This window comes from Pseudomonas sp. N-1-13, assembly GCF_057787095.1.
In genome coordinates this window covers 4,274,517-4,292,718 of the sequence record NZ_JBYNRI010000001.1, presented here as the reverse complement: position 1 = coordinate 4,292,718, position 18,202 = coordinate 4,274,517, and the positions used below count along the sequence as shown (strand labels likewise).

The window sequence follows — 18,202 nt, the reverse complement described above, 5'->3', positions numbered from 1 at the left end:
GCCGTGTCCTGATGGATCAGGTGCACCGTATCGAGCAGGAACTCGACAGCTTCAAAGACACCCTGACGCTCTACCGCGAGCAGCTCGACCGCTGGTACAGCCAGACGGCGGACCGCGCCAGCCATGCGGCCGACCTGCCTTCGCTGATGGGCATGGAGCGGCTGATTCGTTTCGGTGACAGCAGCTCCGCTGTCAGCATCGGCGACGATGATTTCCTCTCCACCGTTGTCCAGTGCCCCTCGGCTGGGCCGATGACCATCGAGAGCAAACTGGAGTCGGTGTACGACATTCCGCTGGGCGGCATCGTGGTGGATGTGGTGGCCGTGGACAGCGGCGAGGTCACGCCCGTCACCCTGAATGCCGAGGGCCTGGGGATTTTCCAGGGGACGGCGGGTAAGTTCTATCGGGTTCACGTCCAGGACAAAGTATCCCCCCAGACAATCGCCGACCTGTTTTCTTCCTACGACGGCCTGAACAACGATCTGACGCAGTGGCTGCGCGGGCAGTGGCAGGGCTTCAAGCCGCAGTGGGCGCAGCAATCATTGGCGACTTCGGCCGCCGCGGTGGGCAATGGCTTGCTCGCAGGCAGTTGGGCGGCGATTGAGGGGGTGTGGGACAGCATCAGTCTGCTGTCGGACATCCTCAAGAACCCTGGCGAGTTTGTAGACCGGCTGGGCGAAAGTGCGGATCAGCTAAGCGCCATGGCGGAAAAAACGCCGTTGCTCATGGCCAGGCTGCAATTGCTGGCCAGCGACGAAGCGGCGTTGTGCCTGCTGGTGCGCACCGCCAGCCTCTGGCTGGAGATGCTGCCGCCCAGTGAGGTTGCCGGTGAAACCGCTGAAGCGCTCGCTACGGCGGTGGTGCAACTGGTGATCGACTTGCTGATCGGCGTCGTCCTGACCTTCGCCGGGGCGGGGACCGGTGTTGCTTACCTGGCCATGCGTCTGGGCCAGGTTGGCGGGCGTCTGCTGAGCGCCGCGCAGCGATTCATCAACGCGATCTTCGCGGTGGTCAACGGTTTCATCACCTATGTGGACCGTTACAAAACCGTGGCGGCGCGGGGGATAGCGGCTGGAGTGAAGAAGGGCCGGATGCAACTGCGCTGGGACGCGCAGCGCAATACCACACTGAAAAAGGACGAATCCTACGACGACGCCCCCAGCCAATCGAAAAACCCCAACGGTGACAGTGCCGACACCGCGGCCCTGACCCAGACCAGCGGCTGCCCGGTGTCGATGGTCACCGGCGAGGAGCTGCTGACCCTGGACGACGGCACCCTCGATGGCCGACTGCCGTTTGTCTTCACCCGCTTGTACCGCACCAGCGCGGTGGACCTGGACATCGGCCTGGGTCGCGGCTGGAGTCATGCTCTGGCGCATCGCCTGTTGCTTGAGGGCGAGCAGGTCATCTGGATCGACCAGGAAAACCGCCGTACGACGTTTCCGCTGCCCAGCGAGCAACGCCCGACGATCCACAACAGCCTGGCCCGCGCGGCGATTTACCTCGGAGTGGAACCGGACGAACTGATCATCGCCCAGCCGGGCGAAGACGCGCCTTTCCTACACTTTCGCGACGGCCATCTGACCGCCCTCAGCGACCGCTACGCCAACCGCCTGACGCTCCAGCGCAACATTCACGGCGACATCAGCCGCCTGGACAACGGCGCCGGACGCGCCCTGCGCTTGCGTTATGAACAACGTCATCTGGTCGCCATCGACTACCAGAGCTTTCACCCGGCCATCACCCTCGACGAAGCCTGGCGCACTGAACAGACGTTGGTGTCCTACCGCTACGACGGACGTTTCCGACTGATCGAAGCCACCAACGCCGCCGGCGAAAGCGAACGCTACGACTACGACGACCAGCACGTCATCCTGCAACGGCAACTGGCCGGCGGTGCGAGTTTCTTCTGGGAGTGGCAAGGGGCAGGCCGCGCAGCCCGCTGCGTGCGGCACTGGGCCTCGTTTGCGCAGATGGACAGCCGCTACACCTGGGGCGAGGACGGGCAGGTCACGGTCCAGCATCTGGATGGCAGCCAGGAGGTGTACGTCCACGACGAGCGGGCACGGCTGGTGCGCAAGGTCGAGCCCGATGGCGGCGAGCACCTCAAGGCCTATGACCTCCAGGGCCGGCTGATCGCCGAACAGGACCCGCTGGGCGCCGTCACCGAATACCGCTACGACGAAGCCGGACGGCTGGTGGCGCTGATTCCGCCGGACGAGGAACCGACGTCCTACGAATACCGCCACGGTTTCCTGCACGCCCGCTCGCGCGGCAAAGCCGTGTGGCAATACCGGCGCAACGCCCAGGGCGATGTGATCGAGGCCATCGATCCGCACGGCCAGAGCACCGGCTATGACTACGACGCCCAAGGACAATTGCTGGCGATCCGTTACCCCGACGGTAGCGAGCATCGGTTTACCCGCAATCAACTGGGCCAACTGACCGAAGAAACCCTGCCTGACACGGGGCGCCGGTGTTTTTCCTACGACGCCCTGGGGCGTTTGCTGACCCGCCAGGACGAACACGGCGCCCTCACGCACTACCGGTGGGACGCGGTGGGCCGGCTGCTCGAAACCACCTTGCCGGGTGGTGCGACCCGCGCCTGGCACTACAACGCCTACGGCAAGGTCACCGCCGAGCGCGATGAGCTGGGGCGGACCACCCGCTATGAATACGCCGACGACCTGCACCTGATCAGCCGTCGCCTCAACCCTGACGGCAGCGAACTGAAGTATCGCTACGATTCGGCGCGGCTGTTGCTGACTGAAATCGAAAACGAATCCGGCGAAAAATATCAGCTGGACTACACGCCGAACGGATTGATCCGACAGCAGATCGGCTTCGACGGCCAACGCACCGCCTACGCCTACGACCTCAATGGCCACCTGCTGGAGAAAACCGAGCACGGCGCGGACGGCGCCCAATGGGTCACCCGCTACCAGCGCGACGGGGCCGGGCGGCTGCTGGTCAAGACCTTGCCCGACGGCCAGGCCATCGAATACCGCTACGACGGGCTGGGCCGGCTGGTCCACGTCAACGACGGCACCGATCACCCGCTGGCCTTCGAATACGACGCCCAGGACCGGCTGATCAGCGAACACCAGGGCTGGGGCACCCTGCGTTATCGCTACGACGCCTGCGGACGCCTCAACCACCTGCGCCTGCCGGACAACAGCCAGCTCGACTACCACCACGCCCGGGGCGGCGCGCTGACGGCCATCGACCTGAACGGCTCACGCCTCACCGAACACCAGCTCAGCGGCGGGCGCGAACGCCAGCGCCGCCAAGGCCTGCTGCTCAGCCAGTACGACTACGACGAACAAGGCCGGCTCAAGGCCCAGACGGTGTGGCAGAACCAGCAGCAACTGTTCTGGCGCGATTATGCCTACAGCGCCAATGGCAACCTGCAGTCCATTTCCGACAAGCGCAACCGCCGCCATTACCAATACGACCCGCTGGATCGCCTGATCGGCATCGACTATTCCCACAGCGAGCCGCCGGAACACTTCGCCCACGACCCGGCCGGCAACCTGCTGATGCAGGACCGCCCCGGCCCCACCCGCCTCAAGGGCAACCGCCTGCTGATGGAGGGCGACCGCCACTACGACTACGACGCCTTCGGCAACCTGATCCGCGAACGGCGCGGCAAGGCCCAGTGCCTCGTCAGCGAATACCGCTACGACAGCCAACACCGGCTGATCGGCGTCACCACGGCGCACGGGCGCGAAACGTCCTACCGATACGACGCCTTCGGCCGACGCATCAGCAAGACCGTGGACGGCCTGACCACGGAATTTTTCTGGCAGGGCGACCAGGTCGTCGCCGAAAGCAGCCCGCGCCACCACCGCAGCTACGTCTACGAACCGGGCACCTTCCGCCCACTGGCCCTGCTCGACGGCAAAGGCCCGAACGCCTGCCCGTTCTACTACCACCTCGACCACCTGGGCACACCCCAGGAATTGACCAACTACGGCGGCACCATCGTCTGGTCGGCACGCTACAGCGGCTACGGCAAAACCACCGAACTGGTCCACGGCGGCGGCGAACAGCTGGAACAACCGTTGCGCTTCCAGGGCCAATACTTCGACCCCGAAAGCGGCCTGCACTACAACCGGCACCGCTACTACAATCCGGAAACCGGCCGCTACCTGACGCCTGACCCGAGCAAACTGGCGGGTGGCCTCAACGGGTATCGCTACACCCTGAACCCGACGGGGTGGGTGGATCCGTTGGGGTTGGTGGATTGTCCGGGGAAGGGTGGGTGCCGGTCGGCGGTTGGTAGTCAGGATCCGGCGGCTAAGGTTGGGGTGGATGAGGGTGAGCCGGCGCTGCCGATGACGGCGGAGCAGCGGCGGGCGCGGATTGACGCGTTTGGGGAGGCAAATGCTAAGAGACGGGTGGTTGCTATGGAAGAAAAATACCGTATGCACACTGTTGAAAAACACAGTTCGGAAATATCAGACGTAGCGCTAAAACAGCGTGCCATTAACGGTGCGAATCCGCACACGGGTGAAGTTCCCAAGGGAGCTAATGGAAGCCTAAGCTCCCAATTCAGCAACTGGCGAATTCATTTGAATGCGCTAAATAAAGCTATGACAAGAGAAAAGCTTGGACTGGATCCGTTTACTGGTGTGGACCACAAAAACGATAGAGTTGTCAGGCAGGAGTTGTCGGGAGCAGGGCGTGGCTACAAACCAAATAAAAAAGATAAGCAAAATCCTAAGTTGAACGAGGATTTAAATTGGTTTGAAGTGAAGTTTAGTAAAGATGGCGTACCTTACACTGGATTTCCTACGGAGAAAAAATGATGCTGATGCACCCTTTTATAAATGAGGAGTTTGTTCCTGATCTGACGTGGTTTATTGGTCAATTTGATGTGTATGACCGTGAAGAAACACTCGGGGCAATACTGGAAGTCTACAATCCTGAGAATAAGCGTGACAGATCAGAGTTGATTGTTAAATATGGCCTGAATTTAGAGTGCCTGTCCTATAGGCATAAATATGTATTGGTGAGGTTTTTGGGTGACAAGCTTAATGATCCGGATTTTGACTTTAAAAGTTTGTTTGAGATAGACGAAGATTGCGCGGGTAGCTGGCCTCGAGGGGAATGGTACAACTTACAAAGTCCTAAAGAATTTCTTCAGGATGTTTATGTGTTGGCAAAAGAAACTTGGAAAGAAGATCTCAGAAAAGCCGCTCTTGAAGATCCATCTACGTGGTAGGCCACAGGGTTAACGCCAAGCGTTCGGGCCGTGGTGAATGGGGAGTCCGCTCACACCGACAACCCCACCACAACCTCCCGCCCAGCCAAACCATCAACCAAGTACACGCTCCCCCCCAAAATCTCCTTGGCATGATGCTTGGCCTGCGAAGCCAGTTCCGCCAACTGGCTGGCATCCAGTTCCCCACAGGCCTCAGCCCGCAAATGCACCACCCCAATCGACAGCGACAGCAAGGCAAATTCCTGTCGAACGCCCTGCCGATTCAGCGCGGTGAAGCAGCCGGCTTCCAGATGCTCGGGGCGGTAGAAGCGGCGGCAGTGGGTCTGGAAGTCGCTCAGTAATTGATTCAGGCGTTTGCGCCAGTCTTCCGGACCGAGGACCAGCAGGAAGTCGTCGCCGCCGATGTGACCGACGAAGTCGCGGCTGGGATCGATGCGTTCGTTCAGGCATTGGGCCAGGCACAGCAGGACTTCGTCGCCGCGACCGTAGCCGTAGATGTCGTTGAAGGGTTTGAAGCTGTCGATGTCTACGTAGCAGATCACTGATTCCTGTCGTTGTTGCAGCAGGCGTGTCAGGCATTGTTGGATCGGCACGTTACCCGGCAGCAGGGTCAGCGGGTTGGCGTAGCGGGCCTGTTGGATTTTCAGTTCGGTGATGAGCTTGAGCACGTCGATCACCCGGCCCAGGCCCAGGTAACTGCCGTTGAGGGTAATGATGAAGTCTTCTTCGATGCGTTGTCGGGCGCGGCTGGTGATGAGGCGGCTGACTTGTTGCAGCGACTGGTTCAGTTCCACCGCCAGGAAGTCATCGCTCATCAGGCGGCTGATGGGTTTGCGGGCGAACAGATCGGTGGCGAAGGGTTTGAGCAAGGCATCCGAAAGGGAGTGACGATGGACGATGCCGCAGGGTTGTTCCTGATCGTCCAGTACCGCCAGGGAGTTGAGGTTGGCCTGGCGCCGAAACGCCTCAAGCACGGTGGCCGTCGGCGTATCGTGGGCCACCGCCGGTTGTTCGTTGAGCAGCGCCCCGAGGTCGTTGACTTCGTCGGTCAATGCCACCGCGCCGGCGTCCTGCCGGGGCATCAGCGCCCTGGCGTCACGGGAGGGCTGCTCCTGTGGGCGAGCGAGCAGATAACCCTGAACCAGGTCGACGCCCATCTCTATCAATACCGCCAGTTCTTCCGGCAGTTCGATTCCCTCGGCAATCACCTGGGCGCGGGAAGCGCGGGCGATTTTCAGGATCGAGCCGACAAATTCGCGCTTGAGGGCATCCTGGTGAATACCATCGATGAAGTGCCGGTCGATCTTCACATAATCGGGGCGCAATTCGGACCACAGCCGCAGGCTCGAATACCCGGCGCCCAGATCGTCCAGAGCGATGGAGAAACCCATGGCCCGATAATGATGCAGGGCGGTTTGCAGGAGTTGGAAGTCGTCGATCGGTGTTTGTTCGGTCAGTTCGATCACCACCTGGCTGGGCGGGATGCCGAAATCTTGCAACAGTTGCAAGGTGCGTCCGGTCTGGTGGGCGGCTTCGAGCAGGGATTCGGGCGAGACGTTGAGGAACAGCTTGCCCGGCAGTTTCTGCTCATTGAAACGTTGGCAGGCGCTGCGTCGGCAGGCCAGTTCCAGCTCACTGAGGCGTCCGGCCTGGCGGGCCACGGAAAGCAGGGCGATGGGCGAGTGCAGCGGGCTGTTGGACGGGCCCCGGGTCAGGGCTTCATAACCGACGATGCGTCGTTCGGAAAGGCAAATGATGGGTTGGAACAGGCTGTGTAAACCGCTTTGAGCCAGGATCGAACTCAAGGCACTCAGCTGTTCTGTCGTGGTCATGGCAATCTCTGGCGATAAAAAAAGGACTGGGCGCCACCCGTTCAAGGGGGCGCCCGGTCCTGTATTTCACGACAGAATGATGTCAGTTTGATGACGCTCCGGGGAGCGTCAGCATTAAATGGCCATCATGTCAGTGCTTGGCAATCGCCGTGTTGAGTTTCAGGTAATCGATGAGGATACGACCGGTCTCGCTCAGGTAGGCATCGTCTTCCGGTTTGGTTTTTTCCGGCTCGGCGATCAGGTCTTCATCCTCTTTCTTCAGTTCCTTGAGCGGCTCTTCACCCTTGGCCTTGCGCCGCAGGTTTTCCATGGTCAGTTGCTTGGCTTCGATGTCGGCATGCTGTGCGCGACGCTCGGCTTCGTTGAGGGTGACGGTTTTCTCCAGCATCAACTTCTGCGCCAAAGCCAGCTTGTCGCGAATGAAGACAAACTCCGCGTCCTGGGACGTGCGAGCGTCATGATCGGACTTGAGTTGCGCCAGGAATGGCTTGAACGGATCCACCGCCGGCTTGATCGCAGGCCGGATGGTGTCCCACGGCATGGCCTCGGGCAGGGCGCTTTCACCGATTTCCTTGGTGTCGATGATCGACGGGTAATCGATGTCCGGCAGTACACCCTGGTGCTGGGTGCTCTGGCCGGAAACCCGGTAGAACTTGGCCAGGGTCAGCTTCAGTTCGCCATGGTTGAGCGGCTGGATGGTCTGCACGGTGCCTTTGCCGAAGGTCTGGCCGCCGATGATCAGTGCCCGGTGATAGTCCTGCATGGCGCCGGCGAAGATCTCCGAGGCCGATGCCGACAGACGGTTGACCAGCAAGGCCATCGGGCCTTTGTAGAACGCCCCCGGATTTTCATCCTCGAGCACATCCACGCGGCCATCGGCGTTACGCACGAGCACGGTCGGGCCCTTGTCGATGAACAGGCTGGTCAGTTCCGTAGCTTCCTGGAGGGAGCCGCCGCCGTTGTTGCGCAAGTCGATGACGACACCGTCGACTTTTTCCTTCTGCAACTCGGTCAGTAGCTTCTTCACGTCGCGCGTGGTGCTCTTGTAGTTCGGATCACCGGCGCGGAAGGCCTTGAAGTCCAGATAGAAAGCCGGGATCTCGATCACACCGAGCTTGTAGTCCTTGCCGTCCTGTTTCAGTTTGAGGACAGATTTTTTTGCAGCCTGCTCTTCCAGCTTCACCGCTTCACGGGTGATGGCCACGACTTTGCTGGTCTGGTCGTTCGGCGCATTGCTGGCCGGGATGACTTCCAGGCGCACCACCGAGCCTTTCGGGCCGCGGATCAGCTTGACCACTTCGTCCAGGCGCCAGCCGACCACGTCGACCATTTCCTTGTTGCCCTGGGCGACACCAATGATCTTGTCCGCCGGGCCGACCTGTTTAGTCTTGTCGGCAGGTCCTGCCGGCACCAGGCGCACGATCTTCACTTGATCGTTGTCGCTCTGCAGCACCGCGCCGATGCCTTCCAGGGACAGGCTCATGTTGATGTCGAAGTTTTCCGCATTATCGGGCGACAGATAATTGGTGTGCGGGTCGTAGGACATGGCGAAGGTATTGATGTACGCCTGGAAGATATCTTCGGCGCGAGTCTGGTCCAGACGGGCCAGTTGGTTCTTGTAGCGTTTGGTCAGGGTTTCCTGGATCTGCTTGGAGTCCTTGCCGGCGATCTTCATGCGCAACACTTCGTCCTTGACGCGTTTGCGCCACAGGTCGTCAAGTTCAGCGGTGCTTCTGAGCCAGGCGGCGTCCTTGCGATCCACCTGCAAGGTTTCCTTGGTATTGAAGTCGATCTTGTCGACGCCTTTGTTCAACTCGGCAAGGGTGTAATCCAGACGCGCCTTCACGCGATCCAGGTAGCGCTTGTAGATGATGAACCCGGCGTTCAGGTCGCCGCTCTTGAGGAAATCGTCGAACTGGGTTTTCCACTTGTCGAATTCAGCGATGTCGCTGGCCAGGAAATAGCTGCGCGAGGGATCAAGCAGCTTCAGGTAGCTGTCGTAGATGATGACCGAGCGCGCGTCATCGAGCGGCGGCTTGCTGTAATGATGGCGCTTGAGCAATTCAACGACGTTGAGGCTGGCAATCACCTCGTCGCGATCGGGCTGAAGCTTGTCCCAGCTATTGGCTGCGAACGTATCGCTCGACAGCGGCAACAGACCGAGGCCAATGACAAGCGCGAGGGCGGTGCTGGGGAACAGGTGCTTCATGCTGATTCGACGCAGGGACAATTGATAACGCATATTAGGCCGTCTTTGAAGTCGCCGGTTCCATGTGGCCCGGGCGCATAATGCAAGAAAGCCCGGCGTTACAGCAGCGGGCCCAGTCGAGACTCACTATGGAGGCACCGTGAAAGCATTGCAAGGCGTTGAAGGCCAAGTGGTATGGGCAGATGAGCCAAGTCCGACGTGTGATGTAGGGCAAGTCCGCATCCGTGTGGCGGCCGCCGGTCTGAATCGAGCCGATTTGTTACAAAAGGCCGGACATTATCCGCCGCCGCCCGGTGCCAGTCAGGTGCTGGGCCTGGAGTGCTCCGGGGTGATCAGCGAGGTCGGAGCGGGCTCCTCGTGGCAGATTGGCGATCGCGTTTGCGCCCTGCTGGCCGGCGGCGGGATGGCAGAAGAGGTGGTGGTCGATGGCCGGCATGTCCTGCCGGTGCCCGAAGGGTTATCCCTGGCTGAGGCGGCCGCGCTGCCTGAGGTTTACAGCACCGCGTGGCTCAATCTGTTTCAGCTGGCTGCACTCAAGCCGGGGGAAAAAGTGCTGCTGCACGCCGGGGCCAGCGGTGTCGGTTCGGCCGCGATCCAGTTGTGCAAGGCCTTTGGCAACCCGTGCTGGGTCAGCGTCGGTTCGGCTGATCGTCTGAGTTATTGCGAGGCGCTGGGGGCTCAGGGCGGCGTGATACGCACCGATGGCCTCGAGAGCCTGAACGACTTCGCCCCCTTCGATGTGATCCTCGATCCGGTGGGCGCGAACTACGCTGCATTGAACGTGAAACTTTTGTCAGTTGACGGCCGTTGGGTGTTGATCGGCCTGATGGGCGGGCGCTCGACCGAACTCGATCTGGCGCAGGTACTGGGCAAGCGTATCCAATTGCTCGGCTCGACCTTGCGCAGTCGTGACGATCAGTTCAAGGCCGACCTGATCAGTGAGCTGGGGCACCAGGTGTGGCCGCTGTTCACCGACAAACGCCTGAGCCCGCAACTGGCCAGGACCTTTGCGATCAAGGATGCCGAAGCGGCGTTTGCCGAGCTGGCGAGCAACAAGGTGTCAGGAAAGTTGGTGTTGGTGATCGATGAAAGCCTGGGCTGATTCCGGGGAGTCGAACCCAGGCTTTGCGGTACCGCCTGAATGTGGAAAACCACGTGCTGCTAAAGGGTTGACCTAGAGGTTAACCCTTAGGACCTGAGAGAACATCCGTTGCTCGTTGCTGTTTTTACGGACAATCGAGTAGTTGATCAGGACGGTTTTTCCGCTGTTTTCGGATACCCAGGCACTGGGAATGTCAAAAACGTTGGCTTGGCCGGACGTCACATCCTGGTTTTCAGTATCGTGGGTGGTGACACCGGCCCAACGAACCCTGACGGTGTAGCCTGTCTCACCGCCGTAGTTCACGCTAACCTTCAAGTTGGAATAACTCGGTGCCGGTAATGGATCCACCGCTTGCGGGTCGATATGCAGCGTCAACCTGTCTGACTCTATCGTCTCGCCAATCCCTTTTTCCTTGACGGAATAGCCGACCACGACAGATCGACCGATATTGTCGACGACTTCCAGACGAGGAATCGGGATCAGTCTTTTCCCGGGGGGATCACCCACTTCGATAATTGGACTGTTGTAGTTGACCCGACCCTGCCAGCGCGCCCGGATGGTATCGGTAGCATGCATACCGGTGTAGTGAGGTACTTCAACATCCACATACGTGTCGGTGTAGATATCACTCATTTTCAGATGGTCGCCCGCTGCGTTATAGGCTTTGGGAACCTTGGGTTTGAGTTTCCCCGGGGTGATGGGAAGGACAGCCTGGTCCGCGGCGTTATAGACAAACGTGGCATCTGCAGACGGGGTGCCGGGTATGGTCAGACGAATGATGGGGACCACCATGCCCCCGGTGCGGTCGTAATATTTCTGTTGGTCGATTTGGGCATTCGCCAGCCCTGTGTCGATGTAGAAGAAGGCCTGAATTGGCAATACTCCGGGCTCATTTTCAGGCCAGGCTTTGATGCGCAGCTCGTTGTGATCGGCAAAAGCCTCATCGGGGATCAATGAACGAACCCGAATGGCCTGGTTGAAGCCTTGGACTGCTTCTGCATCCAGGCTGCTCGTTACCATAAAGGCGCAGGAGTGCGCGGTTCTATATTGAGAGACCTTTCGATAATGGGCCACCCATTGTTCCGCGGTGGTAATGTTTTGTTCTCGACAAGGCGTGCTGTCAGCAAATACTCGCGGAGGCACGATACTGTCTCTGCATCCATACTGCCCCGCGGCATCGCGATAAAACGTAGCGCCGTCGAGTGGAAAGTAACAGATAACTTCGGGTTTTATTTTTCCGGCGGGGGCGTTGAGATAAGGATAGAAAATCAAGCCATTGACACCATACCAGGGGGTGCGAACAAACTTTGTATCGGCTCTCAAATAAGAAAATGAGACTGCGTCGGTTTTTCTTGAGAAGTCGCTATGATCCCATGGATCGTAATTATTGCTGGTTTTAGTGATGCGTAGCGTTACCCCTGAGCAGAGAAAGGCTGGTGTGGTGGGCGTGCCGCAGTTGGCGGCGGTATTGTGATACGCCGTGGTCAGCTTTCGGGCTGTTTCCTCACCGGAGCGTTCATAACTACTGGAAGACTGAATGTCGGGTGGTGGCGACGGCAGTTGAGTTGCGCAACCAAATAATACGGCGAGCGCGAGGGCCGTAAGTGCCTTTATGCTGGTGTGGGTAAAAATCCACTGTTCAAGGTACTTGTTCATGAGGGCTCCCGTCGCGGGGCGACTGTCGAGTAAAAACAGGGCGTGGAGTTATTAACCTGCGGATACAGCCATGCGTCTACTGTTAGAAATAACAGGTCAAAGGAAGAACAAGCGCCATCTGTCGGTTAGTCTGAGCGACCTGTAAAGTCTGACAGTAGACATCGCATAAAAAACGCTTTAGAGAAGTTTCGAGAGTAATAGATGTCTCTCTGATTAGTGTCCTGACAGAAGAGATGTTGTGATGACTGCAAAGTGACTCCGCATGATCCATGAACATATTGGCTCAGTAAAAAACGCATGCCCCAGCAGGCTTGAATGGCACCCTCATGCCTATCGCCGGAGGCTTCCACCTCTGACCGGCGAACCCAGGCAAACCGACCTTTGGTCGGCAGCCCATAGCCGATGCGCGCACCCTGCTAGCGTTAACTAATGGAGGGATGGGGGTAACCGCAGCTTTCATTTCACCCGCCAGGTGAAGAGGTTGATCATGACCATCGCCGAATGGCGCATGCAGGGCGTCGAATTCATTGCCTGCAACTGCAATTGGGGCTGTCCCTGTCAATTCGACGCGCCACCGACCCATGGCCACTGCCACGCGGTGGCGTCGATGCGAGTGGAACGCGGGTATTTCAATCAAGTGGCGTTGGGAGGCTTGTGTTGGGCCGCCACCTTCGCTTGGCCGGGCGCCATCCATGAGGGCAACGGCAGTTGTCAGGTGTTCATCGATGAACGCGCCGACGAGGCGCAACGCCAGGCCCTGCTGACCATCCTCTCTGGTCTGGAGAGCGACCCCGGGGCCAACGTGTTTCAGGTGTTCAGCAGCACCATGAGTGAAATGTTCGAACCGCAGTTCGTGCCCATCACCCTGTCCATCGATGTCGATCAGCGTTTGGCGCACCTGGACATTCCCGGCGTATTGCAGGCCAGCGGCGAGCCGATCCGCAGCCCGATCGACGGTTCACCTCATCGAGTCCGCCTGTCCCTGCCCAACGGCTTCGAGTTCCTTGAGGCTGAAGTGGCCAGCGGCAGCTACCAGACGCATTCAGCGCTCAAGCTTCAATCCCAGGACAGCCATAGCCACCTCGCCCACGTGCATTTCACCGGTCATGGCATAGAGCCGTAAAGATGGCAGAACCCCAGGCGGCGGCGCAGAGCAAGCGACTGACAGGCGAGCAGTTGTTGTTCCTGCTCTGCCTGCTCGCGCTGACCGCCTTGGCCTGGCTGATACTGCTGCAGATGGCCCGTGACATGAGTGCGCCGGGCGGCATGGCCGATGCGGCAATGGCCGGTATGCTCATGCCCTGGAGCCTGGGCGATGCGCTGCTGATGTTCGCCATGTGGGCGGTGATGATGATCGGCATGATGTTGCCCAGCGCCTTGCCCATGTTGCTGATCTACCAGCAGATGCTGCGCAAGCGCATGCCGGCACCGCAGCGACACCTGGCCCTGCTGCTGTTCTGCAGCGCCTATGGCCTGGTCTGGGTTGGTTTCGCCCTGGGCGCCACGGCGCTGCAATGGGCGCTCGAGCGGCTGGCCTTGCTCAGTCCGGGGATGCGCAGCAGCAGTACCGCGCTGGGCGCCGGCTTACTGCTGGTCGCAGGCATCTATCAGTGGTCGCCAAGCAAGGCGGTCTGCCTTGAGCATTGTCGCGGGCCGCTGCATTTTCTTCTGGGCTACTGGCGCCCCGGCGTGCTCGGCGGCTGGCGCATGGGGCTGGCCCATGGCGCTTACTGCCTGGGCTGCTGCTGGGCCCTGATGGGCCTGCTATTCGTGGTCGGCGTGATGAACCTGCTCTGGGTGGCAGTGATCGGTGCCTTCATCCTGCTGGAGAAGAACCTGCGGCAGGGACTCTGGCTCAGTCGTATCTGCGGTGTGTTGTTGCTCGGCTGGAGCCTGTGGCTGTTGCTGGGCTAGGCTAAACCTGTGTGGGAGCGAGCCTGCTCGCGATTGCGATGGATCAGCAGGCATTGATTTAACTGACACACCGCAATCGCGAGCAGGCTCGCTCCCACAGGGGGCTTATTTCCAGGTATGAATCGGCCACCCGGCCGATTCGGCATGGGCCTTCAACACCGCATCCGGGTTTACCACATGGGGGAAGTCCACCCGCTGTAGCAACGGCAGGTCGTTGCGCGAGTCGGAATAGAAACTTGCGCCCTCAAGGTTTTCTTCCTCGGCATCCAGCCAGTCCAGCAGCCGTGCGATCTTGCCTTCGCGATAGGTCAGGGTGCCGACGGTCTTGCCGCTGTACACCCCATGACTCACCTCAAGCTCAATCGCCAGGATCTCATCGATGCCCAGCCGTTCGGCAATCGGCTTGACCAGGTGCGTGCCGGAGGCGGAGATCACCAGGATCCGGTCACCGGCCTTGCGGTGTTCGGCGATGGTTTTGGTGGCGTCGCTGAAGATGATCGGTTCGATGAAGTCTTCCACCCACGGCGTCACCAGGTGTTCGATTTCTTCCGGGGTGCGGCCGATCATCGGTTCCAGGCTGAAGTCCATGTATTCTTCCATGCGCAGCTTGCCGTGGCTGTAGGCGTCCATCAGCTCATTGTTGCGACGCATGAACGACTCTGGATCGACCCAGCCCAGGCGCCCCATCTGCTCGCTCCAGAGGGTGGCGCAATCGCCGTGGATCAGGGTTTCGTCCAGATCAAAAATTGCCAGGGCCATCAGCGCGTTTCCCTTTTCAAAATCAACTTCAAAATCAATAAAGCCATCAGGCTACCTCACACAGCGCCGTCGAATCGATGGAAAGTGACAGTCGTGTGCCATCGGGGTGCAAATCGGCGGCGGAACGATTGAGCACGTCGACCACCAGCTCTACGCCGCGAGCCTCGACCCGGTAGCGGATCACGTTGCCCAGCAGGCTGTGGCTGCGGATCAGGGCATCGGGCTCGCCGCTGCGGCTCAGTTCAATGGCCTCCGGGCGAATGGCGATGCGACCGGTCACTGGCCGTTGCAGCAGTTTGCTGGCGCTGTCGGCGTCCAGCAGGTTGTAGTTGCCGATGAAGCCGGCGGCAAAGACATCGACCGGCGCAGTGTAAAGGGTTTCGGCATCGCCGCTTTGTACGATCTTTCCCTGGTTCATCAGGAAAATCCGGTCGGACATGGTCAGCGCTTCTTCCTGATCGTGTGTGACGAAGATCGTGGTCAGGCCCAGTTCGCGTTGTATCTGTCGGATCTGCTCGCGTAAATGTTTACGAATCCGTGCATCCAGGGCCGACAGCGGCTCGTCCAGCAGCAACAGGCGCGGGCGGGTCACCAGGGAGCGGGCCAGGGCCACGCGCTGGCATTGGCCGCCGGAAAGTTGATGGGGGTAGCGAGCGGCGAAGTCGTGCAGCTCCACCAGCCGCAAAATCTCCAGTACCCGTTGGCGGCTGTCCTCGGTCGCAACCTTTTGCATGCGCAGGCCGAAAGCGACGTTCTGTTCCACGGTCATGTTGGGAAACAAGGCGTAGCTCTGGAACACCATGCCGATCCCGCGTTTCTGCGGGCTCAGCGGGACGATGTCCTGTCCGTCCAGAAGGATCTGCCCGGCATCCACCGCGGTCAGGCCGGCAATGCAGCGCAGCAGTGTGGACTTGCCGCAGCCGGAAGGGCCGAGGAGGGTGACGAACTCGCCCTTGTGGATTTCGCAATTGATGTCGCTGAACACCGGTGTGCCGGCATAGCTTTTTTGCAGGTGTTGGACGCTGACGTAGCTCATTGGCTTTTGTCCTTGTTCAAGATGTTGGCCGCCCAGGTCAGGACCAGTACGAAGAAGAAGTAGGAAATCACCAGCGCACTGGTGAAGTGACCGCTGCTGTTGCGCATGTTGTTCAGGTACACCTGCAGGGTTTCATAGCGAGTGCCGACGAGAATGTTGGCAAACACGAACTCACCGAACAGAAACGAGAAAGACAGCAGCAACGCCACCATCAAGCCCTTGCGCAAGTTCGGCAGTACCACCAGCAAAGCCGCCTGGAACGTGCTGGCGCCTAGCAGTTGGGCGGCGTCCATGAGGTCGCGCAGGTTGATGGCTTGCAGGTTGTTGGTGATCGCCCGATACATGAATGGCAGGGCAACGGTGAAGTAGCAACCGATCAGGATCCACGGCGTGCCAACCATCGCCAGCGGCCCGGAACCGTAGAGTTGCAACAGCCCCACTGAAGACACCACCGGCGGCACCGCGAAGGGCAGCAGGATGAGGATGTTCATCAGTGCGTCGAGCTTTGGAAAGTGGTAATGCACCACAAACAGCAGGGGCAGGATCAGCACCACGGACAGCACCAGCGCCCCGACGCAGACGATCAGCGATTGACCGAAGGCGTTGAGAAAACGCGGATCGCTCCACAGCTGCACGTACCACTTGAAGGTGAAACCGCTGGGCAGCACGGTGGCCGACCAACTGCTGGCGATGGAGTAGATCAGCGTGCCGGCCAGGGGCAACAGCAGGATGGCGAACAGCAAATACACCACCAGCCGATGATAGAGCCCGGCAGAGCTCGATTCAGCGCGAGACATGGTAGCTCCTCTTGAGCAGCAACTGATGGACGACGGTCACCAGGGTCATCAGCGCCACCAGCACCACGGCCAGGGCGCTGGCCATGTTCGGGTCAAGGGAAATGTCCCCGGAGACCATGGCGGCGATGCGAATCGGCAGGACGTTGAAGTTGCCGGTGGTTAGCGCATACACCGTGGCGTAGGCACCGAGCGCATTGGCCAGCAGGATCACGAACGTGCCCAGCAGCGCCGGGGTCAGCACCGGCAAGCCGATGTGCCGCCAGAACTGCCAGCCGTTGGCGCCCAGCAGCGCAGCGGATTCGCGCCAGTCCTCGCGCAGCGCGTCGAAGGCCGGGTAGAGCAGCAGTACGCCCAGGGGAATCTGGAAGTAGGTGTAGAGGATGATCAGCCCGGTTTTCGAGTACAGGTTGAAATCTTCGATGATCCCCGCCTGTTTGAGCATGATCGTGATGCTGCCGTTGAACCCCAGCAAAATGATGAAGGCGAAGGCCAGGGGCACGCCGGCGAAGTTGCTGGTCATGTTGGCGAAGGCGTTGACGAAGTTGCGCAGGCGCGAATCGACCCGACGCAGGGAATAGCTGCCGAGCACGGCGATGATGATGCCGAACACGCTGGACCAGAAACTGATTTCCAGGCTGTGCTGGATCGCTTGGCGGTAGAACTTCGAACTGAAAATCTTGCTGAAATTGGCCAGGCCCCAGCCGAACTCTTCCGATTCCAGGCTGTTGACCAGCACCCAAAGCAGCGGCGCGATCTGGAACACGATGAAGAAAATCGCGAAGGGCACCAGGCACAACGCTGCCAGCCATTTGCCGCGCGTCATGGCATTCACTTGAGCAACTCCTGGCAATAGGGTTTGTCGTGGGCAACGCCGAGCAACTGGCAAATGGTGCCGCACAGTTCGGTCTGTCGGGGTGCGGCGTCGGGGTTGAGGCTGAAGCCGTTGCCCAGCACAAACAGTGGCACTTCCCGTTCTTCAGCCAGCAGGCCGTTGTGGGAGCGGTCGTTGTTCATACCGTGGTCGGATGTCACCAGCACCTGGTATCCGGCGTCGAGCCAGGCTTGCAGGTAAACCGCCAGGTTGATGTCGGCCGAGCGGGCGCTGTTGCGGTATTGCGGGGTGTCGAGGCCGTGCTTGTGGCCGGCATCGTCGATGTTCATGGGATGCACCAGCAAAAAATTCGGCAGGTAGCGCTGACGCAGGTGTTCGGCGTCGGCAAACAGATGAGAGTCGGGGTAGTGGTCATTCCAGTAGAAATGCCCGTATTGAATCGGCAGCTCGGGGTTGTCGGTATGACGATCGCGACCGGCCACGAACGGCGAAGCGTTGTAGAGCTCGCTGACCCAGTGATAGGCCGCGGCTGCCGTACTCAAGCCGCCTGCGGTGGCGTAGTGGAAGATGCTGCGCTGGTTCGACAGGCGCGAGACATTGTTGTGCACGATCCCGCTGTCGAGGGGCACGACGCCGGTCAGAATGCATTCATAGAGCGGACGGGACAGGGCGGGCAGTTCACATTCCAATGTGTAGAGCGCCGCGCGTCCTGCGTCGACATAGGCCTGCAAATGCCCCATGGCATGCCGGGCGACCTCGTAGTTGAGGCCGTCGAGCACCACCAGGATGACGTTGTGCTTCATGGGTAGCGGGACTCCGGACAGATACCAGGAAACTC

General features: G+C 59.9%; 13 protein-coding genes. 5 read left to right on the top strand and 8 right to left on the bottom strand.

The window, feature by feature from the left end:
- The first annotated feature begins 11 nt into the window (after nt 1-11).
- Together AC3I65_RS19265 and AC3I65_RS19260 are read left to right on the top strand one after the other, a co-directional pair.
- The gene (locus AC3I65_RS19265; RefSeq protein WP_488524079.1) at nt 12-4,811 is read left to right on the top strand and encodes an RHS repeat-associated core domain-containing protein; all 4,800 of its coding nucleotides are present in this window, start codon (nt 12-14) and stop codon (nt 4,809-4,811) included.
- On the top strand, nt 4,808-5,227 hold the full coding sequence (locus AC3I65_RS19260) for a hypothetical protein (protein ID WP_274091327.1): 420 nt from the start codon (nt 4,808-4,810) through the stop codon (nt 5,225-5,227). The genes AC3I65_RS19265 and AC3I65_RS19260 overlap by 4 nt, the downstream gene beginning before the upstream one ends.
- Nucleotides 5,228-5,277: 50 nt before the next feature.
- On the opposite strand, the gene AC3I65_RS19255 is transcribed toward AC3I65_RS19260, so the two are convergent.
- Both AC3I65_RS19255 and AC3I65_RS19250 read right to left on the bottom strand, forming a co-directional pair.
- Complete coding sequence (locus AC3I65_RS19255; protein WP_076383785.1) at nt 5,278-7,059, bottom strand: bifunctional diguanylate cyclase/phosphodiesterase; 1,782 nt, start codon at nt 7,057-7,059, stop codon at nt 5,278-5,280.
- Between the two features lie 130 nt (nt 7,060-7,189).
- A complete protein-coding gene (locus AC3I65_RS19250; protein ID WP_173407522.1) occupies nt 7,190-9,268 on the bottom strand; it encodes a carboxy terminal-processing peptidase in 2,079 nt (692 codons plus the stop codon).
- A 139-nt stretch (nt 9,269-9,407) separates the two neighbouring features.
- Between AC3I65_RS19250 and AC3I65_RS19245 the strand changes: the two genes are divergently transcribed.
- Complete coding sequence (locus AC3I65_RS19245) at nt 9,408-10,370, top strand: zinc-binding dehydrogenase (protein WP_076383787.1); 963 nt, start codon at nt 9,408-9,410, stop codon at nt 10,368-10,370.
- Between the two features lie 72 nt (nt 10,371-10,442).
- On the opposite strand, the gene AC3I65_RS19240 is transcribed toward AC3I65_RS19245, so the two are convergent.
- A complete protein-coding gene (locus AC3I65_RS19240; RefSeq protein WP_155417192.1) occupies nt 10,443-12,026 on the bottom strand; it encodes a hypothetical protein in 1,584 nt (527 codons plus the stop codon).
- 487 nt (nt 12,027-12,513) lie between these two features.
- On the opposite strand from AC3I65_RS19240, the gene AC3I65_RS19235 reads away from it, so the two are divergent.
- Both AC3I65_RS19235 and AC3I65_RS19230 read left to right on the top strand, forming a co-directional pair.
- A complete protein-coding gene (locus AC3I65_RS19235; protein ID WP_047229653.1) occupies nt 12,514-13,149 on the top strand; it encodes a DUF1326 domain-containing protein in 636 nt (211 codons plus the stop codon).
- A 2-nt stretch (nt 13,150-13,151) separates the two neighbouring features.
- Nucleotides 13,152-13,940: a DUF2182 domain-containing protein gene (locus AC3I65_RS19230; protein ID WP_047229652.1), complete on the top strand. Its 789-nt coding sequence runs from the start codon at nt 13,152-13,154 to the stop codon at nt 13,938-13,940.
- Nucleotides 13,941-14,045: 105 nt separating this feature from the next.
- On the opposite strand, the gene AC3I65_RS19225 is transcribed toward AC3I65_RS19230, so the two are convergent.
- The 5 genes from AC3I65_RS19225 to AC3I65_RS19205 are packed head-to-tail and all read right to left on the bottom strand — an operon-like array spanning nt 14,046 to nt 18,167.
- On the bottom strand, nt 14,046-14,699 hold the full coding sequence (locus AC3I65_RS19225) for an HAD family hydrolase (RefSeq protein ID WP_047229651.1): 654 nt from the start codon (nt 14,697-14,699) through the stop codon (nt 14,046-14,048).
- A 46-nt stretch (nt 14,700-14,745) separates the two neighbouring features.
- A complete protein-coding gene (locus AC3I65_RS19220; RefSeq protein WP_047229650.1) occupies nt 14,746-15,735 on the bottom strand; it encodes an ABC transporter ATP-binding protein in 990 nt (329 codons plus the stop codon).
- Nucleotides 15,732-16,532, bottom strand: coding sequence for an ABC transporter permease (locus AC3I65_RS19215; RefSeq protein WP_047229649.1), 801 nt, complete (start codon nt 16,530-16,532; stop codon nt 15,732-15,734). The genes AC3I65_RS19220 and AC3I65_RS19215 overlap by 4 nt, the downstream gene beginning before the upstream one ends.
- The gene (locus AC3I65_RS19210) at nt 16,519-17,355 is read right to left on the bottom strand and encodes an ABC transporter permease (protein ID WP_160893164.1); all 837 of its coding nucleotides are present in this window, start codon (nt 17,353-17,355) and stop codon (nt 16,519-16,521) included. Before AC3I65_RS19210 ends, AC3I65_RS19215 begins: the two co-directional genes overlap by 14 nt.
- Nucleotides 17,356-17,360: 5 nt before the next feature.
- Complete coding sequence (locus AC3I65_RS19205) at nt 17,361-18,167, bottom strand: alkaline phosphatase family protein (protein ID WP_488524078.1); 807 nt, start codon at nt 18,165-18,167, stop codon at nt 17,361-17,363.
- Between the last annotated feature and the right edge of the window lie 35 nt (nt 18,168-18,202).

Bases quoted from the DNA above. Each gene is read 5' to 3' on its own strand.
- AC3I65_RS19265 (WP_488524079.1), top strand. From the start codon at position 12: ATGGATCAGGTGCACCGTATCGAGCAGGAACTCGACAGCTTCAAAGAC.
- AC3I65_RS19260 (WP_274091327.1), top strand. From the start codon at position 4,808: ATGATGCTGATGCACCCTTTTATAAATGAGGAGTTTGTTCCTGATCTG.
- AC3I65_RS19255 (WP_076383785.1), bottom strand. From the start codon at position 7,059: ATGACCACGACAGAACAGCTGAGTGCCTTGAGTTCGATCCTGGCTCAA.
- AC3I65_RS19250 (WP_173407522.1), bottom strand. From the start codon at position 9,268: ATGAAGCACCTGTTCCCCAGCACCGCCCTCGCGCTTGTCATTGGCCTC.
- AC3I65_RS19240 (WP_155417192.1), bottom strand. From the start codon at position 12,026: ATGAACAAGTACCTTGAACAGTGGATTTTTACCCACACCAGCATAAAG.
- AC3I65_RS19235 (WP_047229653.1), top strand. From the start codon at position 12,514: ATGACCATCGCCGAATGGCGCATGCAGGGCGTCGAATTCATTGCCTGC.
- AC3I65_RS19230 (WP_047229652.1), top strand. From the start codon at position 13,152: ATGGCAGAACCCCAGGCGGCGGCGCAGAGCAAGCGACTGACAGGCGAG.
- AC3I65_RS19225 (WP_047229651.1), bottom strand. From the start codon at position 14,699: ATGGCCCTGGCAATTTTTGATCTGGACGAAACCCTGATCCACGGCGAT.
- AC3I65_RS19220 (WP_047229650.1), bottom strand. From the start codon at position 15,735: ATGAGCTACGTCAGCGTCCAACACCTGCAAAAAAGCTATGCCGGCACA.
- AC3I65_RS19215 (WP_047229649.1), bottom strand. From the start codon at position 16,532: ATGTCTCGCGCTGAATCGAGCTCTGCCGGGCTCTATCATCGGCTGGTG.
- AC3I65_RS19210 (WP_160893164.1), bottom strand. From the start codon at position 17,355: ATGACGCGCGGCAAATGGCTGGCAGCGTTGTGCCTGGTGCCCTTCGCG.
- AC3I65_RS19205 (WP_488524078.1), bottom strand. From the start codon at position 18,167: ATGAAGCACAACGTCATCCTGGTGGTGCTCGACGGCCTCAACTACGAG.